Source organism: Streptomyces sp. NPDC018045, from assembly GCF_044327445.1.
Lineage (GTDB): Bacteria > Actinomycetota > Actinomycetes > Streptomycetales > Streptomycetaceae > Streptomyces.
On sequence record NZ_JBIRFL010000002.1, the window covers coordinates 155238 to 174608 of the forward strand.

At 71.4% G+C, this 19371-nt stretch carries 14 protein-coding genes; 8 read left to right on the plus strand and 6 right to left on the minus strand.

Annotated elements, in window-relative coordinates; genetic code table 11:
- Window positions 1–6 precede the first annotated feature (6 nt).
- Window positions 7–2631 (minus strand): ABC transporter permease, encoded by a 2625-nt coding sequence (locus ACH4EB_RS04645; protein ID WP_398345852.1) that lies wholly within the window; start codon window positions 2629–2631, stop codon window positions 7–9.
- 3 nt (window positions 2632–2634) lie between these two features.
- Window positions 2635–3381, minus strand: coding sequence for an ABC transporter ATP-binding protein (locus tag ACH4EB_RS04650; RefSeq protein ID WP_398345853.1), 747 nt, complete (start codon window positions 3379–3381; stop codon window positions 2635–2637).
- Window positions 3382–3778: 397 nt separating this feature from the next.
- Between ACH4EB_RS04650 and ACH4EB_RS04655 the strand changes: the two genes are divergently transcribed.
- From ACH4EB_RS04655 to ACH4EB_RS04670, 4 genes are all read left to right on the plus strand, one after another.
- Complete coding sequence (locus tag ACH4EB_RS04655; protein ID WP_398345854.1) at window positions 3779–4780, plus strand: class I SAM-dependent methyltransferase; 1002 nt, start codon at window positions 3779–3781, stop codon at window positions 4778–4780.
- A 43-nt stretch (window positions 4781–4823) separates the two neighbouring features.
- Window positions 4824–5837 carry a histidinol-phosphate transaminase gene (locus tag ACH4EB_RS04660; RefSeq protein ID WP_398346411.1) on the plus strand — a complete coding sequence of 338 codons (1014 nt, stop codon included), beginning with the start codon at window positions 4824–4826 and terminating at the stop codon, window positions 5835–5837.
- A 97-nt stretch (window positions 5838–5934) separates the two neighbouring features.
- Window positions 5935–6144 carry an MbtH family protein gene (locus ACH4EB_RS04665; RefSeq protein ID WP_398345855.1) on the plus strand — a complete coding sequence of 70 codons (210 nt, stop codon included), beginning with the start codon at window positions 5935–5937 and terminating at the stop codon, window positions 6142–6144.
- 40 nt (window positions 6145–6184) lie between these two features.
- Window positions 6185–7162 carry a TauD/TfdA family dioxygenase gene (locus tag ACH4EB_RS04670; RefSeq protein ID WP_398345856.1) on the plus strand — a complete coding sequence of 326 codons (978 nt, stop codon included), beginning with the start codon at window positions 6185–6187 and terminating at the stop codon, window positions 7160–7162.
- A gap of 61 nt (window positions 7163–7223) precedes the next feature.
- Here ACH4EB_RS04670 and ACH4EB_RS04675 read toward each other — a convergent pair whose 3' ends face one another.
- On the minus strand, window positions 7224–8060 hold the full coding sequence (locus ACH4EB_RS04675; protein WP_398345857.1) for an ArsR/SmtB family transcription factor: 837 nt from the start codon (window positions 8058–8060) through the stop codon (window positions 7224–7226).
- Window positions 8061–8828: 768 nt separating this feature from the next.
- Here ACH4EB_RS04675 and dxs point away from each other — a divergent pair.
- From dxs to ACH4EB_RS04690, 3 genes are all read left to right on the plus strand, one after another.
- Entirely contained in the window at window positions 8829–10799 is a 1971-nt protein-coding gene (gene dxs / locus ACH4EB_RS04680) for a 1-deoxy-D-xylulose-5-phosphate synthase (protein ID WP_398345858.1), read from the plus strand.
- Between the two features lie 357 nt (window positions 10800–11156).
- Window positions 11157–12767, plus strand: coding sequence for an amino acid permease (locus ACH4EB_RS04685; RefSeq protein ID WP_398345859.1), 1611 nt, complete (start codon window positions 11157–11159; stop codon window positions 12765–12767).
- Between the two features lie 94 nt (window positions 12768–12861).
- The gene (locus tag ACH4EB_RS04690) at window positions 12862–13392 is read left to right on the plus strand and encodes an NUDIX hydrolase (RefSeq protein WP_398345860.1); all 531 of its coding nucleotides are present in this window, start codon (window positions 12862–12864) and stop codon (window positions 13390–13392) included.
- A gap of 90 nt (window positions 13393–13482) precedes the next feature.
- Here the strand turns inward: ACH4EB_RS04690 and ACH4EB_RS04695 are convergent, their stop codons facing one another.
- The gene (locus ACH4EB_RS04695) at window positions 13483–15609 is read right to left on the minus strand and encodes a 3-hydroxyacyl-CoA dehydrogenase NAD-binding domain-containing protein (RefSeq protein WP_398345861.1); all 2127 of its coding nucleotides are present in this window, start codon (window positions 15607–15609) and stop codon (window positions 13483–13485) included.
- Entirely contained in the window at window positions 15606–16826 is a 1221-nt protein-coding gene (locus ACH4EB_RS04700) for a thiolase family protein (protein ID WP_398345862.1), read from the minus strand. Before ACH4EB_RS04700 ends, ACH4EB_RS04695 begins: the two co-directional genes overlap by 4 nt.
- A 659-nt stretch (window positions 16827–17485) precedes the next feature.
- Between ACH4EB_RS04700 and ACH4EB_RS04705 the strand changes: the two genes are divergently transcribed.
- Window positions 17486–17974 (plus strand): PepSY domain-containing protein, encoded by a 489-nt coding sequence (locus ACH4EB_RS04705; RefSeq protein ID WP_398345863.1) that lies wholly within the window; start codon window positions 17486–17488, stop codon window positions 17972–17974.
- 43 nt (window positions 17975–18017) lie between these two features.
- On the opposite strand, the gene ACH4EB_RS04710 is transcribed toward ACH4EB_RS04705, so the two are convergent.
- On the minus strand, window positions 18018–19292 hold the full coding sequence (locus tag ACH4EB_RS04710) for an HRDC domain-containing protein (protein WP_398345864.1): 1275 nt from the start codon (window positions 19290–19292) through the stop codon (window positions 18018–18020).
- Window positions 19293–19371: the final 79 nt, after the last annotated feature.

The window sequence follows — 19371 nt, forward strand, 5'->3', positions numbered from 1 at the left end:
GACGGCTCATCCCACGCCCGTCAGTACCGGCTCCCGCGCGCTGGGTACCTCGTCCTCCTCGTCGCGGGAGCGGCCGGCGGAGCGCAGTTGGAGCAGGGTGGGCACGAGCGTGGCCAGCAGGGCGACGATCAGGCAGCCGGCCAGGACCGAGCCCATCTCCAGCCACGGCACCGGGAACTCGGCACCCTCGCCGGACTCGGACAGCGCCCGGCTCATGCCGAACATCGTCACCCCGTCGGCGAGCACGCCCAGGGCCCCGCCGACGGCCACCACGGTCAGCGTCTCCCACACGACGGTGCGCAGCACCTGCCCGCGGGTCGCGCCGATCTTGCGCAGCAGCGCGGTGCCCTCGGCCCGCTCCCCGGCAGCCATGACCAGCGTGTTGGCGATGGCGATACCGGTGTAGAGCATCGCCATGCCCAGCAGCACCAGGACCAGGACACGGCCCTCCTCCTGCGTGGCGGAGGCGCGCTGGGCCAGCCAGTCGTCCCGGTCGTGCGCGGCCGCGCCGTACGTGTCCGCGACCTTCCGGGCGGCGGCCGTCGCGGCCGTGCGGTCGGCGCCCGGCTCCAGCGACAGGTAGACGGTGTCGGTCATCGTGTCGGGCGCGTGCCGGGCCAGCGTGTCCTGCGGGAACAGCACGGCGGGCAGCCCCGCGGACGAGCTGAGCACCGCGGCGACCTTCACCCGGACCTTCGTGGCGTCGGCGAGGTGGATGTCGACCTCCTCGCCCGCCCGCCAGCCCAGTTGTCCGGCGACCAGTTGCGTGACCGCGACGGCGTCGCCGCGCAGATCGCCCAGCGACCCCTTGACCGGGTCCAGGCGCAGGGCGCCGGACAGGTTCCGCGGGTCCACCGCGCCGATGCCGCTCGTCATGACGTAACTGGAGCCGACGAGGAATCCGCTGGTCTCGGAGGCCGGCGAGGCGGCCCGTACGCCGGGGACCGAGGACAGTTCGCGCAGCGCGGCGGAGGGCAGGCCCACCCCGCCGCCGGAGGCGACCACCACATCGGCCTTCAGGTGCTTGCGGGCGTCGGCGATGGTGGTCGCCGAACTCGCGTTGGTGACACCGATGACGGAGCCGGCGACGGCCACCGTGACGAGGATGGGGGCGGCGGCCGAAGCGGTCCTGCGCACCGCGGCGCGGGCGTTGTCGCCGGCCAGCGAACCGGTGATGCGGGTGATGGCGGCCAGCGGGAAGGTCGCCAGCCGTACCAGCGGCGGAACGAGCAGCGGCGAGAAGGCCACCATCGTCACCACCAGGATCTCGGTCAGCACCAGCGAGATCACCACGGCCCCGTCGCTGCCCGCCTGCGGCAGCATGATCAGCAGCAGCAGTGACACGCCCAGGAACAGCGAACCGGTGATCCAGCGCCCCGTCGTCATCACCCGGGTCTCCACCGCGGAGTCCCGCATGGTCTCGGCCGGGCGGACCTTCGCGGCCCGGCGGGACGCGGCGAACACACCGAGCAGGGCCACACCGAGCCCGACGAAGAAGCTGAGCAGCAGGATCGGCGGGGACGCGGGGACGTCGAAGTCCTTGGGCGCCATGCCGAAGGAGGACAGCGCCGAGGCGAGCTGCTGCCCGCCGGCGATGCCGATGCCGCAGCCCGCGGCCGAGGCGACGACGCCCAGCACCGCCGACTCCGCCATGATCATGCGGCGTACCTGGGGCGGTGCGGCGCCCACGGTGCGCAGCAGGGCCAGTTCGCGGCGCCGCTGAGCGATGGCGAAGGCGAAGGTGCCCGAGACCACGAAGATCGAGACGAAGCCGGCGATCACCGCCATGACGGCGAGCAGGGTCGCCACGTCCCCGAGCGCCGCGGCGCGCGAGGCGGCGGTCAGGTCACCGCCCTTGGCGGCGCCGGTGCCGGCCTTGAGGGTCTTGTCCGGCAGCGCGGCCTTGATCCGTTCGGCGAGGGCGGTGGCCGAGGTGCCCGGCTCCGCGAGCACGGCCACCGCGTCCGCCCGGTCCGGATCGGCCGACAGCCGCTGAACGGTGGCGTCGGCGAAGAAGACGGTTGCCTCGCCGGGCACGCCGGCCTTGCCGGGAGGTGCCGCGACACCGGCGACGGTCATCTCCCGTCGGCCCTTCGGGGTCACCACGGGGACCTTGTCGCCGACGGTCACCCCGGCGCGCTCGGCCAGCGCGGCGGCGAGCACCACCTGGTCGTCACCGGCGGGCGCGTGGCCCTGGGTCAGGCGGAAGGGGGTGAGCTGGGCGCTGGACCAGCCGTGGCCGACCGGGCGGTCGGCCGAGTCACCGGCGTCGCCGGCCACCACCTGGGCGGGCAGCGAACGGTCGACGACGGCCTGGCGCACACCGGGCACCCCGCGGACCGCGTCGGCGGTCCGCCGGACGTCCTTGAGGCGGTGCGGGCTGGTGGCGGTCTGGCGCTGGTCGTACGAGCCGTCCCCGGCACCGAAGTCGACGGTGAAGGACTGGCCGGCCCGCACCACGACGGCCGCGGCGTCATAGCGACCGGGGCTGCCGGGCTTCGAGGAGCCCCGGGTGGCGTCGAGCACCTGGCCGGTACTGGCGATCAGCGCGACGCCGAGCGCCAGCGCGATGAAGGTACCGGCGAAGAGCGCCCATCTGGTGCGCAGGGTCGAAAGAGCGATGGACAGCATCGGTCAGCCACCCAGCCGTGCCATGTGCTCGCTCACCGCGGCCACCGTCGGGGCCATCAGTTCGCCGTGCACCGCACCGTCGGCCAGGAACAGCACCCGGTCCGCCCAGGAGGCGGCGACCGGGTCGTGGGTGACCATGACCACCGTCTGCCCCGCGTGGTCCACCACGGACCGCAGCAGGCCCAGCACCTCACGGCTGGTGTTGGTGTCCAGGGCGCCGGTCGGCTCGTCGGCGAACAGCACGTCGGGCTGGCTGATCAGGGCGCGGGCGATGGCCACCCGCTGCTGCTGGCCGCCGGACATCTCTGCCGGCCGGTGGCCGCCCCGGTCGGCCAGGCCCACCTGCTGGAGCGCGCCGTCCACCTGCGCGCGGCTCGGGCGCTGCCCGGCCAGCCGCATCGGCAGCGCCACGTTCTTGCGCGCGTTCAGCGACGGCATGAGGTTGAAGGACTGGAAGACGAAACCGATCCGCTCCCGGCGCAGCTTGGTCAGCTCCGTCTCGGACAGCGCGCTGATGTCGGTGTCACCGATGAACACCCGGCCCGAGGTGGGGCGGTCCAGGCCCGCCGCGCACTGGAGCAGGGTGCTCTTGCCCGAGCCCGAAGGACCCATCACCGCGGTGAACGACCCGCGGCCGAAGGCACAGTGGACACCGCGCAGGGCGGGCACCTTGTTGTTGCCGCGGCCGTACAGCCTGGCCACCGCGCTGAGTGTCACGGCCTGCTCGACGCCGACTCCGGTGACGGGCACGTATCCTCCTCGGCCTTGATGATCCGTGCACGGTCGTGTCCACGGCGTGCCGCCCAGTCAACCGGGGCGGGGCCGGGGTGCGCACGGGCGTCACATCCCGTCTTCGGGGTGGAGAAAACTCCACCCGGCCCGTTTCGGAAGTGCCCGCGGGCCCGGGTCCGTACCCGGTCGGCTCGCGTGTGGTGCCACCGCGGGACGGGCGCCGGGCAGGGGGATTCGGGTGCTCGGGGGGCCTGCTTCTTTTCGCGTCAGCTTACAGAGGTGGCGTCCCGGTCGGCGCCGCACGACAGTAAGCCACGGGAAGCGGCAGCCGAGCGGAAGTGGACCGGCTCGTGGCCCGCTTCGACAGCGCGGATGAATTCGCGAACCTTCACGGAGAACGGGGGACTTGGCCGGCATGAGCGGCGCAATCACCGAGTACAAGAAGTCTGCGGAGCTTTTCAATTCGAGCATCGCCACCTGGGCGGTGAGCGCGGCCTGGGACATCGGAATCTTCGATGCGCTGAACGGCGTCGACGCCATCGACCTTCCTTCGTACGCGGAGGAGAAGAAACTGCACGAGCCCTCACTGCGGGCGACGGTGCGGGCACTCACATACGCCGAGGTGGTGGAGGTCGACGGGGACCGGGTCACCCGCGGTGCCACTTTCGAGGAGTTCTCCCGGTCGAAGGGCCTTTTCCAGTGGCTCACCAAGGGCTACGGCTCGTTGTTCCAGCGCATGGGCGAGGTGACGCACACCGCCGGGCGCGACGGCGACTTCATCAAGCGGGACTCCACCGCGGTGAGCATCGCCTGCCGTGACGTGAACGAGGTCTTCATGGACGAGGCGTTCTTCGGCGCCCTCGACGGCCTGGAGTTCTCGGTCGCCGCCGACCTCGGCTGCGGCAGCGGCGAGCGGCTGGTGCAGCTCGCCCGGCGCGACCCGTCGGTGCGCTGCGTGGGCATCGACATCGCCAAGGGCGCCATCGACGTCGGCGAGAAGGCACTGGCCGAGAACGGGATGCAGCACCGGGTGAAGCTGATCCAGGGCGACGCCAGAAAGCTCAGCCAGTACCCGGAGTTCGCGGACGTCGAGCTGATGACGTCCTACCTCATGGGGCACGACTTCTGGCCCCGGGAGGACTGCGTGGCGCTGCTGCGCAGTATCCGTACCGAGCTGCCGAACCTCAAGTATTTCCTGCTGTGCGACACCCACCGCGACACCACGAACCCGGTCACCGAACTCCCGGTGTTCACCCTGGGCTTCGAGACCGCGCACGCGCTGATGGGCCAGTACATCCCCACCCACGCGGAATGGGAGTCGGTCTTCGAAGAGGCCGGCTGGAAGTGCACCAAGCAGCATGTGTACAGCACGCCGTCGAGCACCGTCATCTTCCAGCTTGAACCGGCTTCCGCCTGACCGGGAAACGGCAGAGCGAAGAGGATGGAATTCCGTGCCGCAGATGAATGACACCGCCACGCCACTGCACCGGCTGGCACTGAACGAAACGCCGTACCCACCGCTGCCCGAGGTCCGTGAGGCCCTGGCGGATTCCGTCGCCGAGGTCAATCGCTATCCGCAGTTCTACGCGGACGATTTGATGGAGGCCATCGCCGCGTGGCGCGGGGTGTCCGTCGAATCCGTGATCGTGGGCAGCGGCTCGGTCGGCGTGGCCCTGCAGACCCTGCAGGCGTACATCCGGGAACCCGGCGACCAGGTGCTGTACGCCTGGCGGGCGTTCGACGCGTACCCGATCATCGCCGACATGGCGGGCGCGGAGCGCGTCGAGGTACCGCTGACCGCCGCCGGGGAGCAGGACCTGCCGCGGATGCGGGCGGCGCTGACCGACCGGACCCGCGTGGTGATCCTGTGCAACCCGCACAACCCGACCGGCACCACGATCGGACGCCGGGCCCTGGACGACTTCCTGACGTCGCTGCCACCGGGCGTACTGGTGATCCTCGACGAGGCGTACACCGAGTTCGCCCGCGACGCCGACGACCTGCCGCAGGGCCTGGACCTGTTGCGTGCCGGGCACCCCGTGCTGAGCCTGCGCACGTTCTCCAAGGCGTACGGCCTGGCCGGGCTGCGCATCGGCTACGGCCTCGCCGCACCCGAGGTCGTCAAGCGGGTACGGCCGATGTCCGTGCCGTACAGCATCAGTGAGCTGGCCCACACGGCCGTCGTGGCCTCCATCGGGGCCGAGGCCGACCTCGACCGGCGGATCACCACGATCAGTACCGAACGCGCCCGGGTACAGGCCGGCCTGCGGGCCCAGGGCTGGCGGGTCATGGAGAGCCGGGCGAACTTCGTCTGGCTGGACGAGCCGGAGCGCGCCGCGTCGTTCCACGCGGCCTGCGCGGACCTGGGCGTACAGGTGCGCCTGTACCCCGACGAGGGCATCCGGCTGACGATCGGCACCGCCGGGTCCAACGACCTGGCGCTGGCCGCCGGCCGGCAGGCCGCCGCGGGCTGACCGCGGCCGCCACTCCGCCTCACCGGCGCCGTACGGCGCCACCCCTCACCCGCGCGGGACGGCGCTCCCGGCGGGACGTGCTGTGGAAGGAACCACCATGTCCAACCCGTTCGAAGACGCGGACGGCAGTTACCTGGTGCTGGTCAACGACGAGGGCCAGCACTCCTTGTGGCCGGACTTCATCGAGGTCCCCCCGGGCTGGAACGCCGTCCACGGCAAGGACAGCCGTGCGGCGTGCGTCGCGTACATCAATGCCCACTGGACCGACATGCGGCCCAAGAGCCTGGTGCGGCACCCGGCGGCCTGACCCGCCGCTTTCGGGCCATTCGCAGGACTGGAGAAGTGAAGTGCACAAGCTGGTGTTGACCGCCGAGGAGCGGGCGAACATCGACGCCCTCATCGACGGCATCGTGGCCGCCGACGAGAACTGGGACCCGATGGCGGCCATGGACCGCGCCGCCGAGGCGGCGCCGTCGCTGCCCCGGCGCCTGCGCGCGTTCCTGGCACAGGCGCGCGCCTCGGAGTCGGACGTCACCGTCGTGTCCGGCCTCCCGATCCACCCCGACCTTCCCCCCACACCCAGCGGGTGGGACCTCGCCGCGAAGTCCGGCGCGGGCCACCGTGAGGAAGTGGCGCTGCTGCTGTGCGGCACCGCGCTGGGCGACCCCTTCGGCTGGGAGAGCCAGCAGGACGGGCGCATCGTCCACGACGTCTGCCCGGCTCCCGGCATGGAGTCCTCGCTGACCAGCGCCAGCAGCGCCAAGACGCTGTCGTTGCACACCGAGGACGTCTTCCACCCGTGCCGGGCGGACTACGTCTCGTTGCTTTGCTTGCGCAATCCTGATGCGGTGGGGACGACCGTGACCCGGGTCGGTTCCCTGGATTTCCCGGATTCCTTGCGCGCCATACTGAAGGAATCCCGGTTCCGTTTTTACCCGGACGACTCCCACACCGGGATTTCGCTCTCCGGAAATGCGGGGGACGTTTCCCGCACCCGGTCCGACGGAATGGTCGGGCCGGTGCTCTTCGGCCCCGAGCGCACGCCCTATCTGCGGTTCGACATCGACTTCATGTCCGGTGAGGACGCGGCGGCCGACGAGGCCATCATCGCCACTCAGGAAATTCTGGGCAACGCTGCGGGCCGGGTCGCTCTCGAACCCGGTGACGCGGTATTCATCGACAATTACCAGGTGGTGCACGGGCGGGAGCCTTTCGCTGCCCGCTATGACGGCAAGGACCGCTGGCTGAAGCGCCTCAACCTCAGCCGGGACATCCGCCGCCTCTACGCGAACAGTGAGAGCCGCTCGAAAATCATTCCCGCCTGACCGGCCGCAGGTGCGGGACCGCCGGCGGCACACCGTGCCGCCGGCCGGTCATGGCCGGGTGTCACCGGCAGAGCGCCGGCTCGGGCAGCGGACCGCGCAGCCAGTCGGCGGCCGCGTCGTCCGCGCCGGGCACCCCCTGGTCGCGCAGGAGCGCCCGCCCCAGCGGGGTGAGTTCGTGTCGCGCGGTGTTGCGGTCGCGGTGGGTGACGATCAGTCCGGCGCCGCGCAGTACCGCCGTGTGCTGACTGGCCCCCGGGCCCGAGATGCCCAGCCAGCGGGCCAGTTCCCCCGTGGTACGGCTGACGACCAGGGCCTCCAGCACGCTGGCGCGGGTGGCCCCGACCAGCGCCGCGAGGGTGTGTCCCTCTTCATCGGGATCCGACCAGAACGTCTCGGGATCGGACACCGGCCCGGTCGAGAGCAGCAGTGGCGGCTGTCCCTGGGGCTCGCCCGTGTCCAGCAGGTGCCCCTGCCGCGGCGGCAGGAACAGCGAGGGGGCCAGCAGCAGCCCCCGGCCGTCCAGCCGGATGTCCTCGTCCCGTTCGTGCGGCAGCTCCAGCACCGGCGTCGACCAGTGGCCGCCCCCCTGCACGCTGGAGAGCAGGTGCTCGACGCCTCCGACGGCCAGCATCCGCTCCAGCGCCGCCTGTTCGGCCTGGATGTGGGCGCGGATGCGTGACCAGTACGGCGCCACGGCGACCCGCCAGAATTCATGGACGGCTTCCGCCAGCCGCTCCGCCGTCTCCCCGATGCGCACGAGCGCGATCCGGGCCTCCTGAGCCTTGCCCTGCAACAGCCGCAACAGCATGCTGGGTGCCGGAAACAGCCGCGCCAGCTTTTTGAGCAGCGGCAGGTTTCTGCCCAGCTTCGGATGGACCTTCAGTTGCCATTCCGCCACGCCCGGAACTCCGGGACCGGTCAGCGACCGCAACGCAAAAAACGTTTCGACATGCGGCGCGACAGTGGTGCTCACTCGCAGGCGTAACAGGTCATTGAGTGTGCAGTGGATGCGCTGAGAGGAGACATGGGAGGAACGTCTACTGGATTTCATAGGAATCGATCTCTGCCTCCTGCACCTGCTCGCCGGGGCATGTCGGATCGCCCGGCAACGCAAGTACCCATGGGGCTGCCCTGGGGAGGTCACCGCATGAATGCATTGACTTACGCATAGAAGTGTGTGTTCCGTCGCCCCGTCCGGAACCCCCCGTTTACCGATCACTGTCGGCAGACTAACTGATACGGATGGGGTAGCGCTACCTCTACCCCATCGAATCCCCTGTCAAATTTGCAAAACGGAACTTTGCCGATAATTGCCGTGTGATCTTCCTGTCGAACGTGGCGCCGGTGGCGCCCGGGGGCGCGCGGCGTGACCGTCATGTCCTGAAGGGGTACCGGAGCGGCCGTCCCGCGAGCGAGGGTGTCGAGGCCCGGGCCGGCCGGGCCCGGGGGCGGGTTTCCGGCCGGCGGTCGCGGCTCCGGTAGCAGGAGAACCGCGATGGCGGCCATCCGCGTGACATACATCGCACAGCCCGTTCTCCGCCGCCGCAGGCGGAACATTAGACTCGGCAGACCGGCAAGCTCGACCGGCCAGAGCCAGCTACAACCAGGCGAATCTGCACGAAGCAGCACGAATCGCTCGAACCAGCTCGACAGCAAGGAGGCACGGGTGGCGCTGCTGACCCGCATCAAGGGACCGCGCGATCTGGACCGACTAGGACCGGAGAAGCTGGAGCAGCTTGCGGGGGAGATCCGTACCTTCCTCGTCGACGCCGTCTCCAAGACCGGCGGACACCTCGGCCCCAACCTCGGCGTGGTCGAGCTGACCATCGCCCTGCACCGGGTCTTCGACTCGCCCAGAGACCGGGTCCTCTTCGACACCGGGCACCAGTCCTACGTCCACAAGCTGCTCACCGGCCGGCAGGACTTCTCCAAGCTGCGGAGCAAGGGCGGCCTGTCCGGCTACCCCTCGCGTGCCGAGTCGCCGCACGACGTGATCGAGAACAGCCACGCCTCCACCGTCCTGGGCTGGGCCGACGGCCTGGCCAAGGCCAATCAGGTGCTGCGCAAAAACGATCATGTCGTCGCGGTCATCGGTGACGGCGCGCTGACCGGCGGCATGGCCTGGGAGGCGCTGAACAACATCGCCGACGCCCAGGACCGCCCGCTGGTGATCGTCGTCAACGACAACGAGCGGTCGTACGCGCCGACCATCGGCGGACTGGCGAACCACCTGGCCACCCTGCGCACGACGGACGGCTACGAGCGCTTCCTGGCGCGCGGCAAGGACCTCCTGGAGCGCACCCCGGTCGTCGGCAAGCCGCTGTACGAGACGCTGCACGGCGCGAAGAAGGGGCTGAAGGACTTCATCGCGCCGCAGGGCATGTTCGAGGACCTGGGGCTGAAGTACGTCGGGCCGATCGACGGGCACGACATCGAGGCGCTGGAATCCGCGCTGCAGCGCGCGAAGCGCTTCGGCGGCCCGGTCATCGTGCACTGCCTGACCGAGAAGGGCCGCGGCTACAAGCCCGCCGAGCAGGACGAGGCGGACCGCTTCCACGGCATCGGCGTCATCCACCCGGACACCGGCCTGCCGGTGGCCTCCGGCGGCGCGAGCTGGACCTCCGTCTTCGGTGACGAGATGGTCGAGCTGGGCCGGGAGCGCGAGGACATCGTGGCGATCACGGCCGCGATGCTCCAGCCGGTGGGCCTGCAGAAGTTCGCGAAGGCGTTCCCGGACCGGGTCTACGACGTGGGCATCGCCGAGCAGCATGCGGCGGTCTCGGCGGCCGGCCTGGCCACCGGCGGCCTGCACCCGGTCTTCGCGGTGTACGCGACGTTCCTCAACCGCGCCTTCGACCAGGTCCTGATGGACGTGGCGCTGCACAAGTGCGGCGTCACCTTCGTCCTGGACCGCGCCGGCGTCACGGGTGACGACGGCGCCTCGCACAACGGCATGTGGGACATGTCGCTCCTCCAGGTCGTGCCCGGCCTGCGGATCGCCGCGCCGCGCGACGCCGACCAGGTGCGCGCCCAACTGCGCGAGGCCGTGGAGGTCGACGACGCGCCGACGGTGGTGCGCTACTCGAAGGGCAAGGTCGGCCCGGCGGTCGAGGCCGTGGGCCGGGTCGGCGGCATGGACGTGCTGCGCGAGCCCGGTGCGGGCGTCGAGCGGCCGGACGTACTGCTGGTGTCGGTGGGCGCGCTGGCGCCGATGTGCCTGGAGATCGCCGGTCTCCTCGACAAGCAGGGCATCTCGACGACGGTCGTGGACCCGCGCTGGGTCAAGCCGGTCGACCCGGCGCTGCCGGGCCTGGCCGACGGCCACCGCGTCGTGGTCACCGTCGAGGACAACAGCCGCTCGGGCGGTGTCGGGTCCGCCGTGGCGCAGGCGCTGCGGGACGCGGGCGTGGACGTGCCGCTGCGGGACTTCGGTATCCCGGAGCGGTTCCTCGACCACGCCTCCCGCAAGGAGATCCTGGCCGAGATCGGGCTCACCGCGCCGGACATCGCCCGGCAGGTGACCGGGCTCGTCTCCAAGATCGACGGCCGGTACGAGGGCGCCGACCGCTCCGTGGACGCCGCTGAGTCCGTGAGTGCGGCGGACGACACCGAGCGGGCCGAGGCCGCCCGCGACTGACGGTGACGGCAGGGGGAACCGGCGCGGCCGGTTCCCCCTGGGGGAGAGGTGCGCGCGTCCGGTGGACGGGTCCGAAGAGGTGACCGGCCGTACCGCCCGTCCACCGGACGTGCACCCGCCGCTCAAGAGGGCACAAACCCGACGCGCAACCCTGCACAAACATCGCTGAACGGTCATACGATGGGCCGGTGGGCCACCCGAACGGGTGCAACCACCGGCCCGTCGGCATATCCACCCGTCCGTACCATCGGGTGAATTCCCGCCGCGTGCAGGCCCGCCGCACCGTACTCGTCCCGACCATTGCGCAGACTCGGTCAGTTCACGAGTCGCGACGGTCGTCCAGGCGGAGGTTGGCCCATGAGCAGCACAGATCGGGGCACGGGTAACGGACCGGAGCGCGGCAGCGGCGCGGACCCCGCCCGGGGACGCGGCGGCGGCCTGTTCCGGACCAAGTCGGTCGAGGAGTCGATCCGCGACACCGAGGAGCCGGAACACGCGCTCAAGAAGTCCCTCTCCGCCCTCGACCTCACGGTCTTCGGCGTCGGCGTGGTCATCGGGACCGGCATCTTCGTCCTCACCGGCAAGATCGCCAAGGAGACGGCGGGCCCGGCCGTCGCCCTCTCCTTCGTCGCCGCCGGCCTGGTCTGCGCGCTGGCCGCGCTCTGCTACGCGGAGTTCGCCTCGACCGTGCCGGTGGCCGGCTCCGCGTACACCTTCTCGTACGCCTCCCTCGGCGAGCTGCCCGCCTGGATCATCGGCTGGGACCTCGTGCTGGAGCTGGCGCTGGGCTGCGCGGTGGTCGCCGTCGGCTGGTCCGGCTACGTCCGCTCGCTGCTGGACACCGCCGGGGTCCACCTGCCGGCCGGGCTGTCCGGCACGCACGAGGGCGCCTTCGGCTTCGACCTGCTCGCGTGCGTCCTGGTCCTGCTCCTGACGGCGATCCTCGTCGTCGGCATGAAGCTGTCGTCCCGGGTGACCTCGGTGGTCGTCGGCATCAAGGTCACCGTCGTGCTGCTCGTCATCGTCGCGGGCGCCTTCTTCATCACCGGCGCCAACTACGAGCCGTTCATCCCGCCGAGCCGGGCCACCGAGGGCAGCGACGGCCTCGCGGCGCCGCTGTCCCAGCTCGTCTTCGGCTTCACCCCGGCCGACTTCGGCGTGATGGGCGTCTTCGCGGCCGCCGCGGTCGTCTTCTTCGCCTTCATCGGCTTCGACATCGTCGCCACCGCGGCCGAGGAGACCCGTCTGCCGCAGCGCGACGTACCGCGCGGCATCCTCGGGTCGCTCGCCATCTGCACGGTGCTGTACGTCGCCGTGTCGATCGTCGTCACCGGGATGCAGAAGTACAGCGAACTGTCCACGGACGCGCCGCTCGCCGACGCGTTCAAGGCCGTCGGGCACCCGTTCTGGGCCGGGCTGATCAGCTTCGGCGCGGCCGTCGGCCTCACCTCGGTCTGCATGATCCTGCTGCTCGGCCAGAGCCGGGTCTTCTTCGCGATGAGCCGCGACGGCCTGCTGCCGAAGGTCTTCTCGCAGGTGCACCCGCGCTTCGGCACCCCGTACCGCTCGACCGTCGCCCTCGGCGCGGTGGTCGCCGTCGTCGCCGGCTTCACCTCGATCGACGAACTCGCCGAACTGGTCAACATCGGCACCCTGTTCGCGTTCGTCGTGGTCGCGCTCGGTGTCGTCATCCTGCGCCGCTCCCGCCCCGACCTGCCCCGGTCCTTCCGCACGCCGCTGGTGCCGTTCGTCCCGGCCCTGTCGGTGCTCGCCTCGCTGTGGCTGATGCTCAACCTGCCCGCGGAGACCTGGCTGCGGTTCGGCGTCTGGATGCTCATCGGCTTCGTCTTCTACTTCGCGTACGGGCGCGGGCACAGCCGGATGAACGGCCGCGCGAATGGACGTACGAACGGCCGCACGGACCGGTCCGCGGGGACGGCCGGGACCGGGCCGGACCCGGCCGGGTGACCGGCCGGACGCCGGTCACCCGCCCGGGTCCGCGCCGCGCGATCCGCGGAAAACCCGCTGTCGTACGCCGTGGGCGCGGCCGTAGGCTGCCGGGATGCCTGACACCGTGACAGCTTCCGACGAGAACGTTTCCGGCCCGGTACGCCGTTCCGCGCGCGTCCTGGTGCTCGGCACGGACGACAGCCTGCTGCTCTTCCACGGCTACCTGGACCCCGCCCGCCCGGACGCCGGGCGCTGCTGGTTCACCCCCGGCGGCAGCGTGCACGACGGGGAGCCCCCGCGTGCGGCGGCGGCCCGGGAGCTGGCGGAGGAGACCGGGCTGCGGGTGGCGCCCGACGCGCTGGGGCCGCTGGTCGCCCGTACCACCGGGTACGCGGAGCTGCCCTGGGCGAGCGGCGTGTTCGAGGACGTGTTCTTCCTGCACCGCGTCGCCCCGTACCCGGTCGACACCAGCGGGTTCCTGGCACACGAGAGAGCTTCCATCACGGGCCACCGCTGGTGGCCGGTGGCCGAGTTGGCGACGACGGCCGAGACCGTCTTCCCGTACGGGCTGCCGCCGCTGCTCGCGGCCGTGCGCGCCGGCCGGACGCCGGCCGAACCCGTACAACTGCCCTGGCATCACTGAGAGTGCCCGGTCTCAGGGAGAACGCGCTCGCCCCGGCACCACTGGGAACAGCGGTGCCGGGGCGAGCGGCGGTGCGGCGTCGGCCGGGCCTCAGGCAGGCACGCTCGCCACGCCCGGGGCCAGGAACTTCTTGCCGTTGACGCGCTCGGAGACGCCCTCACGGTCCAGGTACGGCGTGATGCCGCCCAGGTGGAAGGGCCAGCCGGCACCGGTGATCAGACACAGGTCGATGTCCTGCGCCTCGGCGACCACGCCCTCGTCCAGCATCAGGCCGATCTCCTGCGCGACGGCGTCCAGGACGCGGTCACGGACCTGCTCCTCGGTCAGGACGGAGTCGCCCTGCTTGAGGAGGGCGGCGACCTCCGGGTCCAGCTCCGGCTTGCCAGAGTCGTACACGTAGAAGCCGCGCTTGCCGGCCTTGACCACGGCGGCCAGGTTCGGCGAGACGGTGAAGCGCTCCGGGAACGCGCCGTGCAGCGTCTCGGAGACGTGCAGACCGATCGCCGGGCCGACCAGCTCCAGCAGCACCAGCGGCGACATCGGCAGGCCGAGCGGCTCGACGGCCTTCTCGGCGGTCGCGACCGGCGTGCCCTCGTCGATGACGTTCTGGATCTCGCCCAGGAAGCGGGTCAGGATGCGGTTGACCACGAACGCCGGGGCGTCCTTGACCAGCACGGCCGTCTTCTTCAGCGACTTGGCGACGGAGAAGGCGGTGGCCAGCGACGCGTCGTCGGTCCGCTCCGCGCGCACGATCTCCAGCAGCGGCAGGATCGCGACCGGGTTGAAGAAGTGGAAGCCCACGACCCGCTCGGGGTGCTTGAGCTTGGACGCCATCTCGGTGACCGAGAGGGACGAGGTGTTGGTGGCGAGGATGGCGTGCTCCGGCACGACCGCCTCGACCTCGGCGAACACCTGCTGCTTGACGCCCATCTCCTCGAAGACGGCCTCGATGACGAAGTCCGCGTCGCCGAAGGCGGCGGCCTTGTCGAGGTGGCCGCTGACCAGACCCTTGAGGCGGTTGGCCTTGTCCTGGTTGACGCGGCCCTTCAGGAGCAGCTTGTCGATCTCTCCGTGGACGTACTCCACGCCCTTGTCGATACGGGCCTGGTCGATGTCGGTCAGTACGACCGGCACCTCCAGACGGCGCGCGAACAGCAGCGCGAGCTGCGAGGCCATCAGGCCCGCGCCGACCACGCCCACCTTGGTGACCGGGCGCGCCAGCGACTTGTCCGGGGCGCCGGCGGGGCGCTTGGCGCGCTTCTGCACCAGGTTGAAGGAGTAGATGCCGCTGCGCAGCTCGCCGCCCATGATCAGGTCCGCGAGGGCCTGGTCCTCGGCGTCGAAGCCCTGGCGCAGGTCGCCGTTCTTGGCGGCGGCGATGATGTCCAGCGCGCGGTACGCGGCCGGGGCGGCGCCGTGCACCTTGCCGTCCGCGATGGCCTTGCCGCGCTGGACGGCCTGGTCCCAGGCCTCGCCGCGGTCGACGTCGGCCCGTACGACCTCGGTGTCGCCCTTGAGGACCGAGGCGGTCCACAGCAGCGACTGCTCCAGGAAGTCCGCGCCCTCGAAGATCGCGTCCGCGATGCCCAGGTCGAAGACCTGCTCGCCCTTGAGCTGCTTGTTCTGGTTGAGCGAGTTCTCGATGATCACCGAGACCGCGCGGTCGGCGCCGATCAGGTTCGGCAGCAGCACACAGCCGCCCCAGCCGGGCACCAGGCCGAGGAAGACCTCGGGCAGCGAGAAGGCGGGCAGCGCCTTGGAGACGGTGCGGTACGTGCAGTGCAGGCCGACCTCGACGCCGCCGCCCATCGCGGCGCCGTTGTAGTACGCGAACGTCGGCACGGCCAGGCCGGACAGCCGCTTGAAGACGTCGTGGCCGCCCTTGCCGATGGCCAGCGCGTCCTCGTGCCGCTTGAGCAGCTCGACGCCCTTGAGGTCGGCGCCGACCGCGAAGATGAACGGCTTGCCGGTGATGCCGACGCCGGTGATCTTCCCGTCCTTGGCCTCCGCCTCGACCTGGTCGATCGCGGTGTCCAGGTTCGCCAGCGACTGCGGGCCGAAGGTGGTGGGCTTGGTGTGGTCCAGGCCGTTGTCCAGCGTGATCAGCGCGAAGGTGCCGGCGCCAGGCAGCTCCAGGTGCCGTACGTGCGCCTGGGTGACGACCTCGTCCGGGAACAGCTCGGCCGCGCCCTTCAACAGCTCAGTGGTGGTGCTCACTTGCCAGCCCCTTCGAAGTGCGGGTTCTCCCAGATGACCGTGCCGCCCATGCCGAAGCCGACGCACATGGTGGTGATGCCGTAGCGGACGTGCGGCTGCTCCTCGAACTGCCGCGCGAGCTGCGTCATCAGACGTACGCCGGAGGAGGCCAGGGGGTGGCCGAAGGCGATCGCGCCGCCGTACTGGTTGACGCGCGGGTCGTCGTCCGCGATGCCGTAGTGGTCCAGCAGGGACAGCACCTGGACGGCGAACGCCTCGTTGATCTCGAACAGGCCGATGTCGTCGATGGTCAGACCGGCCTTGGCCAGCGCCTTCTCGGTCGCCGGGACCGGGCCGATGCCCATGACCTCGGGCGCCACGCCCGCGAAGGCGAAGTCCACCAGGCGCATCTTGACCGGCAGGCCCAGCTCGCGGGCCACGTCCTCGGCGGCGATCAGCGAGGCGGTGGCGCCGTCGTTCAGGCCCGCCGCGTTGCCGGCGGTCACGCGGCCGTGCGGGCGGAAGGGCGTCTTGAGGCCCGCGAGGTTCGCCAGGGTGGTACCCGGTCGCATCGGCTCGTCGGCGGTGGCCAGGCCCCAGCCGGTCTCCCCGGCCTCGGCGTTGGTGCGGCGCACCGAGATCGGCACCAGGTCGGCCTGGATCTTGCCGTCGGCGTACGCCTTGGCGGCCTTCTCCTGGCTGCGGACCGCGTACTCGTCGGCGCGCTGCTTGGTGAGGTGGGGGAGGCGGTCGTGGAGGTTCTCCGCCGTCATGCCCATGAAGAGGGCGGACTGGTCGACCAGCTTCTCGCTCACGAAGCGGGGGTTGGGGTCGACGCCCTCGCCCATGGGGTGGCGGCCCATGTGCTCGACGCCGCCGGCCACGGCGATGTCGTACGCGCCGAAGGAGACGCCGCCGGCGATGCTCGTCACGGCGGTCATGGCGCCGGCGCACATCCGGTCGATGGAGAAGCCGGGCACGGACTGCGGGAGGCCGGCGAGGATGCCGGCGGTGCGGCCCAGGGTCAGGCCCTGGTCGCCGGTCTGGGTCGTGGCGGCGAGGGCGACCTCGTCGATACGGGCCGGGTCGAGGTCCGGGTTGCGGCGCAGCAGCTCCCGGATGCACTTGACGACCAGGTCGTCGGCGCGGGTCTCGTGGTAGATGCCCTTCGGGCCCGCCTTGCCGAACGGGGTGCGGACGCCGTCGACGAAGACGACGTCCCTAGCGGTACGAGGCACGTTGGCTCTCCTCCAGGTGCGGGGTGGCACTGCTGCGGGCGCGCCCTCGGGCGCGTCACGGGGCCCATGCTACTTGCGGGTAACCAGGCTGCACAGCCCCTTCGGGCGAAGCGGTGAAGGTCACAGGGGTGTGTCGTGGCTTCGCCTGGTGGGGGTGGGTGTCGTGCGCCTTCTGTCCGGTGGTGGGGGGGCTCGGGGCCCTGCAGGGGTCACTCTCCCCCAGCCTCCGGCCGGGGGTGCCCCCGCGGCTCCGTGGAGACCGCGGCGATTTGTTCGTGAACCCCGGCGCCCGGCTGCCTGCGGGGTCCCGAGCCCCGGCCGGTGGGCGGCTTTCCCGTCGGGGTGGCTGGGAATTCGTTCGTTTCGCGTGTTGGGCGTGGGGGCGGGCACTCGGGGTGGTGTCGGCCGGATGCGCGGGTTGGGGGGAATGCGGCGTATTGCGGTCTTATGGTGCGGCTATGGATACGGAGAGGAGTACTGGTATGACCAAGTGTGTTCGGAGTGTCGGGGCTGTGTGCGCTGTGGTGCTGGCCGGTGGGCTGTTGGCCGGGTGTGGGGATGATGACGGTGGGAGCGGTGCTTCGGCCTCGCCTTCGGCCTCGGACTCGTCTGCGGCTCCGTCGTCGTCGGCGGGGGAGTCTTCCGGGGCCTCGGGGCAGATGACCGAGGACCAGCGTTCGCGTAAGGCGCTTGTTCCCGAGGCCAAGGTCTCGTACGACCAGGCGCTGAAGGCGGCCACGGGGGCCGTGGCGGGGTCGAAGCCGGTGGCGGTGGAGTTGAAGCGCGGGGCGGGCGGGAAGCCCGAGTGGCACGCGAAGGTGGCGGCCTCGGACGGGGCGGAGAGCACCGTGCGGGTCGACGCGGTGTCCGGGAAGGCGGACAAGCCGCAGCGCAAGGACGAGGACGGCGACGACGAGAAGGAGCTCGCCGACCGGCTGAACCGGGCCAGTGTCACGCCACAGCAGGCGGCGGCCACGGCGACCGGCCGGAAGAGCGGCACGGTCACCGCCGTGGAGCTGGACACCAATGACCAGAAGAAGGAGATCTGGTCGGTGGACGTGGTGACCAGGAACGACTGGAACAAGACCACGTTCGACGTGGACGCGATGAACCGGAAGGTCCTGCGCGAGCACGTCGACCGGGACTGAGCCGGCGGGGGCGGGCCGGGGTCTCCGGTCCGCCCCCGGAGGATCAGGCTCCGGTGGCGCTCAGGGCCTCGGTGAGGATCGGGGTGACCTGTTCGGTCTGCCAGGAGCGGGCGCCGTGGCCGGCCAGTACGGCGGCGACCGCCTCCTCGGTGGGCTCGGCGGGCGGCTCCCAGCACAGGCGCCGCACCGTGTCGGGAGTGATCAGGTTCTCCTGCGGGAGGTTGAGTTCCTCGGCCAGTGCCGTCACCGCGGCGCGGGCGGCGGACAGCCGGGCCGCGGCGGCCGGGTCCTTGTCGGCCCAGGAGCGGGGCGGCGGCGGGCCGTTCAGCGGCTGGCCGGGCTGCGGCAGTTCGCTGTCCGGCAGGGCGCGGGCGCGGTCCACGGCGGCCTGCCACTGTTCGAGCTGGCGGCGGCCCATGCGGTGGCCGAAGCCGGTGAGGCCGGCGAGCGCGTGCGCGTTGGGGGGCAGGTTCAGGGCCGCCTCGATGATGGCGGCGTCACCGAGCACCTTGCCCGGTGACACGTCGCGGCGCTGGGCGACCTGGTCCCGCGTGGTCCACAGTTCCCGTACGACGGCCATCTGCCGGCGGCGGCGCACCTTGTGCATGCCGGACGTACGGCGCCAGGGGTCCTTGCGGGGCGGCGCCGGGGGAGCGGCGGCGATGGCCGCGAACTCCTGGTGCGCCCACTCCAGCTTGCCCTGCCGGTCCAGCTCCTCCTCCAGGGCGTCGCGCAGGTCCACCAGCAGCTCGACGTCGAGCGCGGCGTAGCGCAGCCAGGGCTCCGGCAGCGGGCGGGTGGACCAGTCCACCGCGGAGTGGCCCTTCTCCAGGGCGTAGCCGAGGACGTTCTCCACCATCGCGCCGAGGCCGACCCGGGCGAAGCCGGCGAGGCGCCCGGCCAGCTCGGTGTCGAAGAGGCGGGACGGGATCATGCCTATGTCGCGCAGGCACGGCAGGTCCTGGGTGGCGGCGTGCAGGACCCACTCGACGCCGGCGACGGCGTCGCCCAGGGCCGAGAGGTCGGGGCAGCCGACCGGGTCGATCAGGACGCTGCCCGCGCCTTCGCGGCGGAGCTGCACCAGGTAGGCCCGCTGGCCGTAGCGGTAGCCGGAGGCCCGCTCGGCGTCCACCGCCACCGGGCCCGTGCCGGCCGCGAAGGCCGACACGACTTCGGCAAGTCCCTCGGCCGTCGCCGTCACGGCGGGAGTGCCCTCGCGCGGTTCCAGTAGGGGGACCGGCGCCGGGCGGGTGTCCGGAGGGGAGTCTCCGGATGTTCGCAGTGTCGAGTCTTCTGCGGTCTTTTGGGCGTCGGTCACCAGTCAAGGGTATCTGTGTATGCACTGCGCCCGTCGAGGGAACGTTCCCTCGACGGGCGTGAGGCGGTCTTCGGGGGCG

What these genes read in the sequence shown, in the direction of transcription:
- ACH4EB_RS04645 (WP_398345852.1), bottom strand. Translation starts at nt 2,631, where the DNA reads ATGCTGTCCATCGCTCTTTCGACCCTGCGCACCAGATGGGCGCTCTTC.
- ACH4EB_RS04655 (WP_398345854.1), top strand. Translation starts at nt 3,779, where the DNA reads ATGAGCGGCGCAATCACCGAGTACAAGAAGTCTGCGGAGCTTTTCAAT.
- ACH4EB_RS04660 (WP_398346411.1), top strand. Translation starts at nt 4,824, where the DNA reads ATGAATGACACCGCCACGCCACTGCACCGGCTGGCACTGAACGAAACG.
- ACH4EB_RS04665 (WP_398345855.1), top strand. Translation starts at nt 5,935, where the DNA reads ATGTCCAACCCGTTCGAAGACGCGGACGGCAGTTACCTGGTGCTGGTC.
- ACH4EB_RS04685 (WP_398345859.1), top strand. Translation starts at nt 11,157, where the DNA reads ATGAGCAGCACAGATCGGGGCACGGGTAACGGACCGGAGCGCGGCAGC.
- ACH4EB_RS04690 (WP_398345860.1), top strand. Translation starts at nt 12,862, where the DNA reads ATGCCTGACACCGTGACAGCTTCCGACGAGAACGTTTCCGGCCCGGTA.
- ACH4EB_RS04705 (WP_398345863.1), top strand. Translation starts at nt 17,486, where the DNA reads ATGACCGAGGACCAGCGTTCGCGTAAGGCGCTTGTTCCCGAGGCCAAG.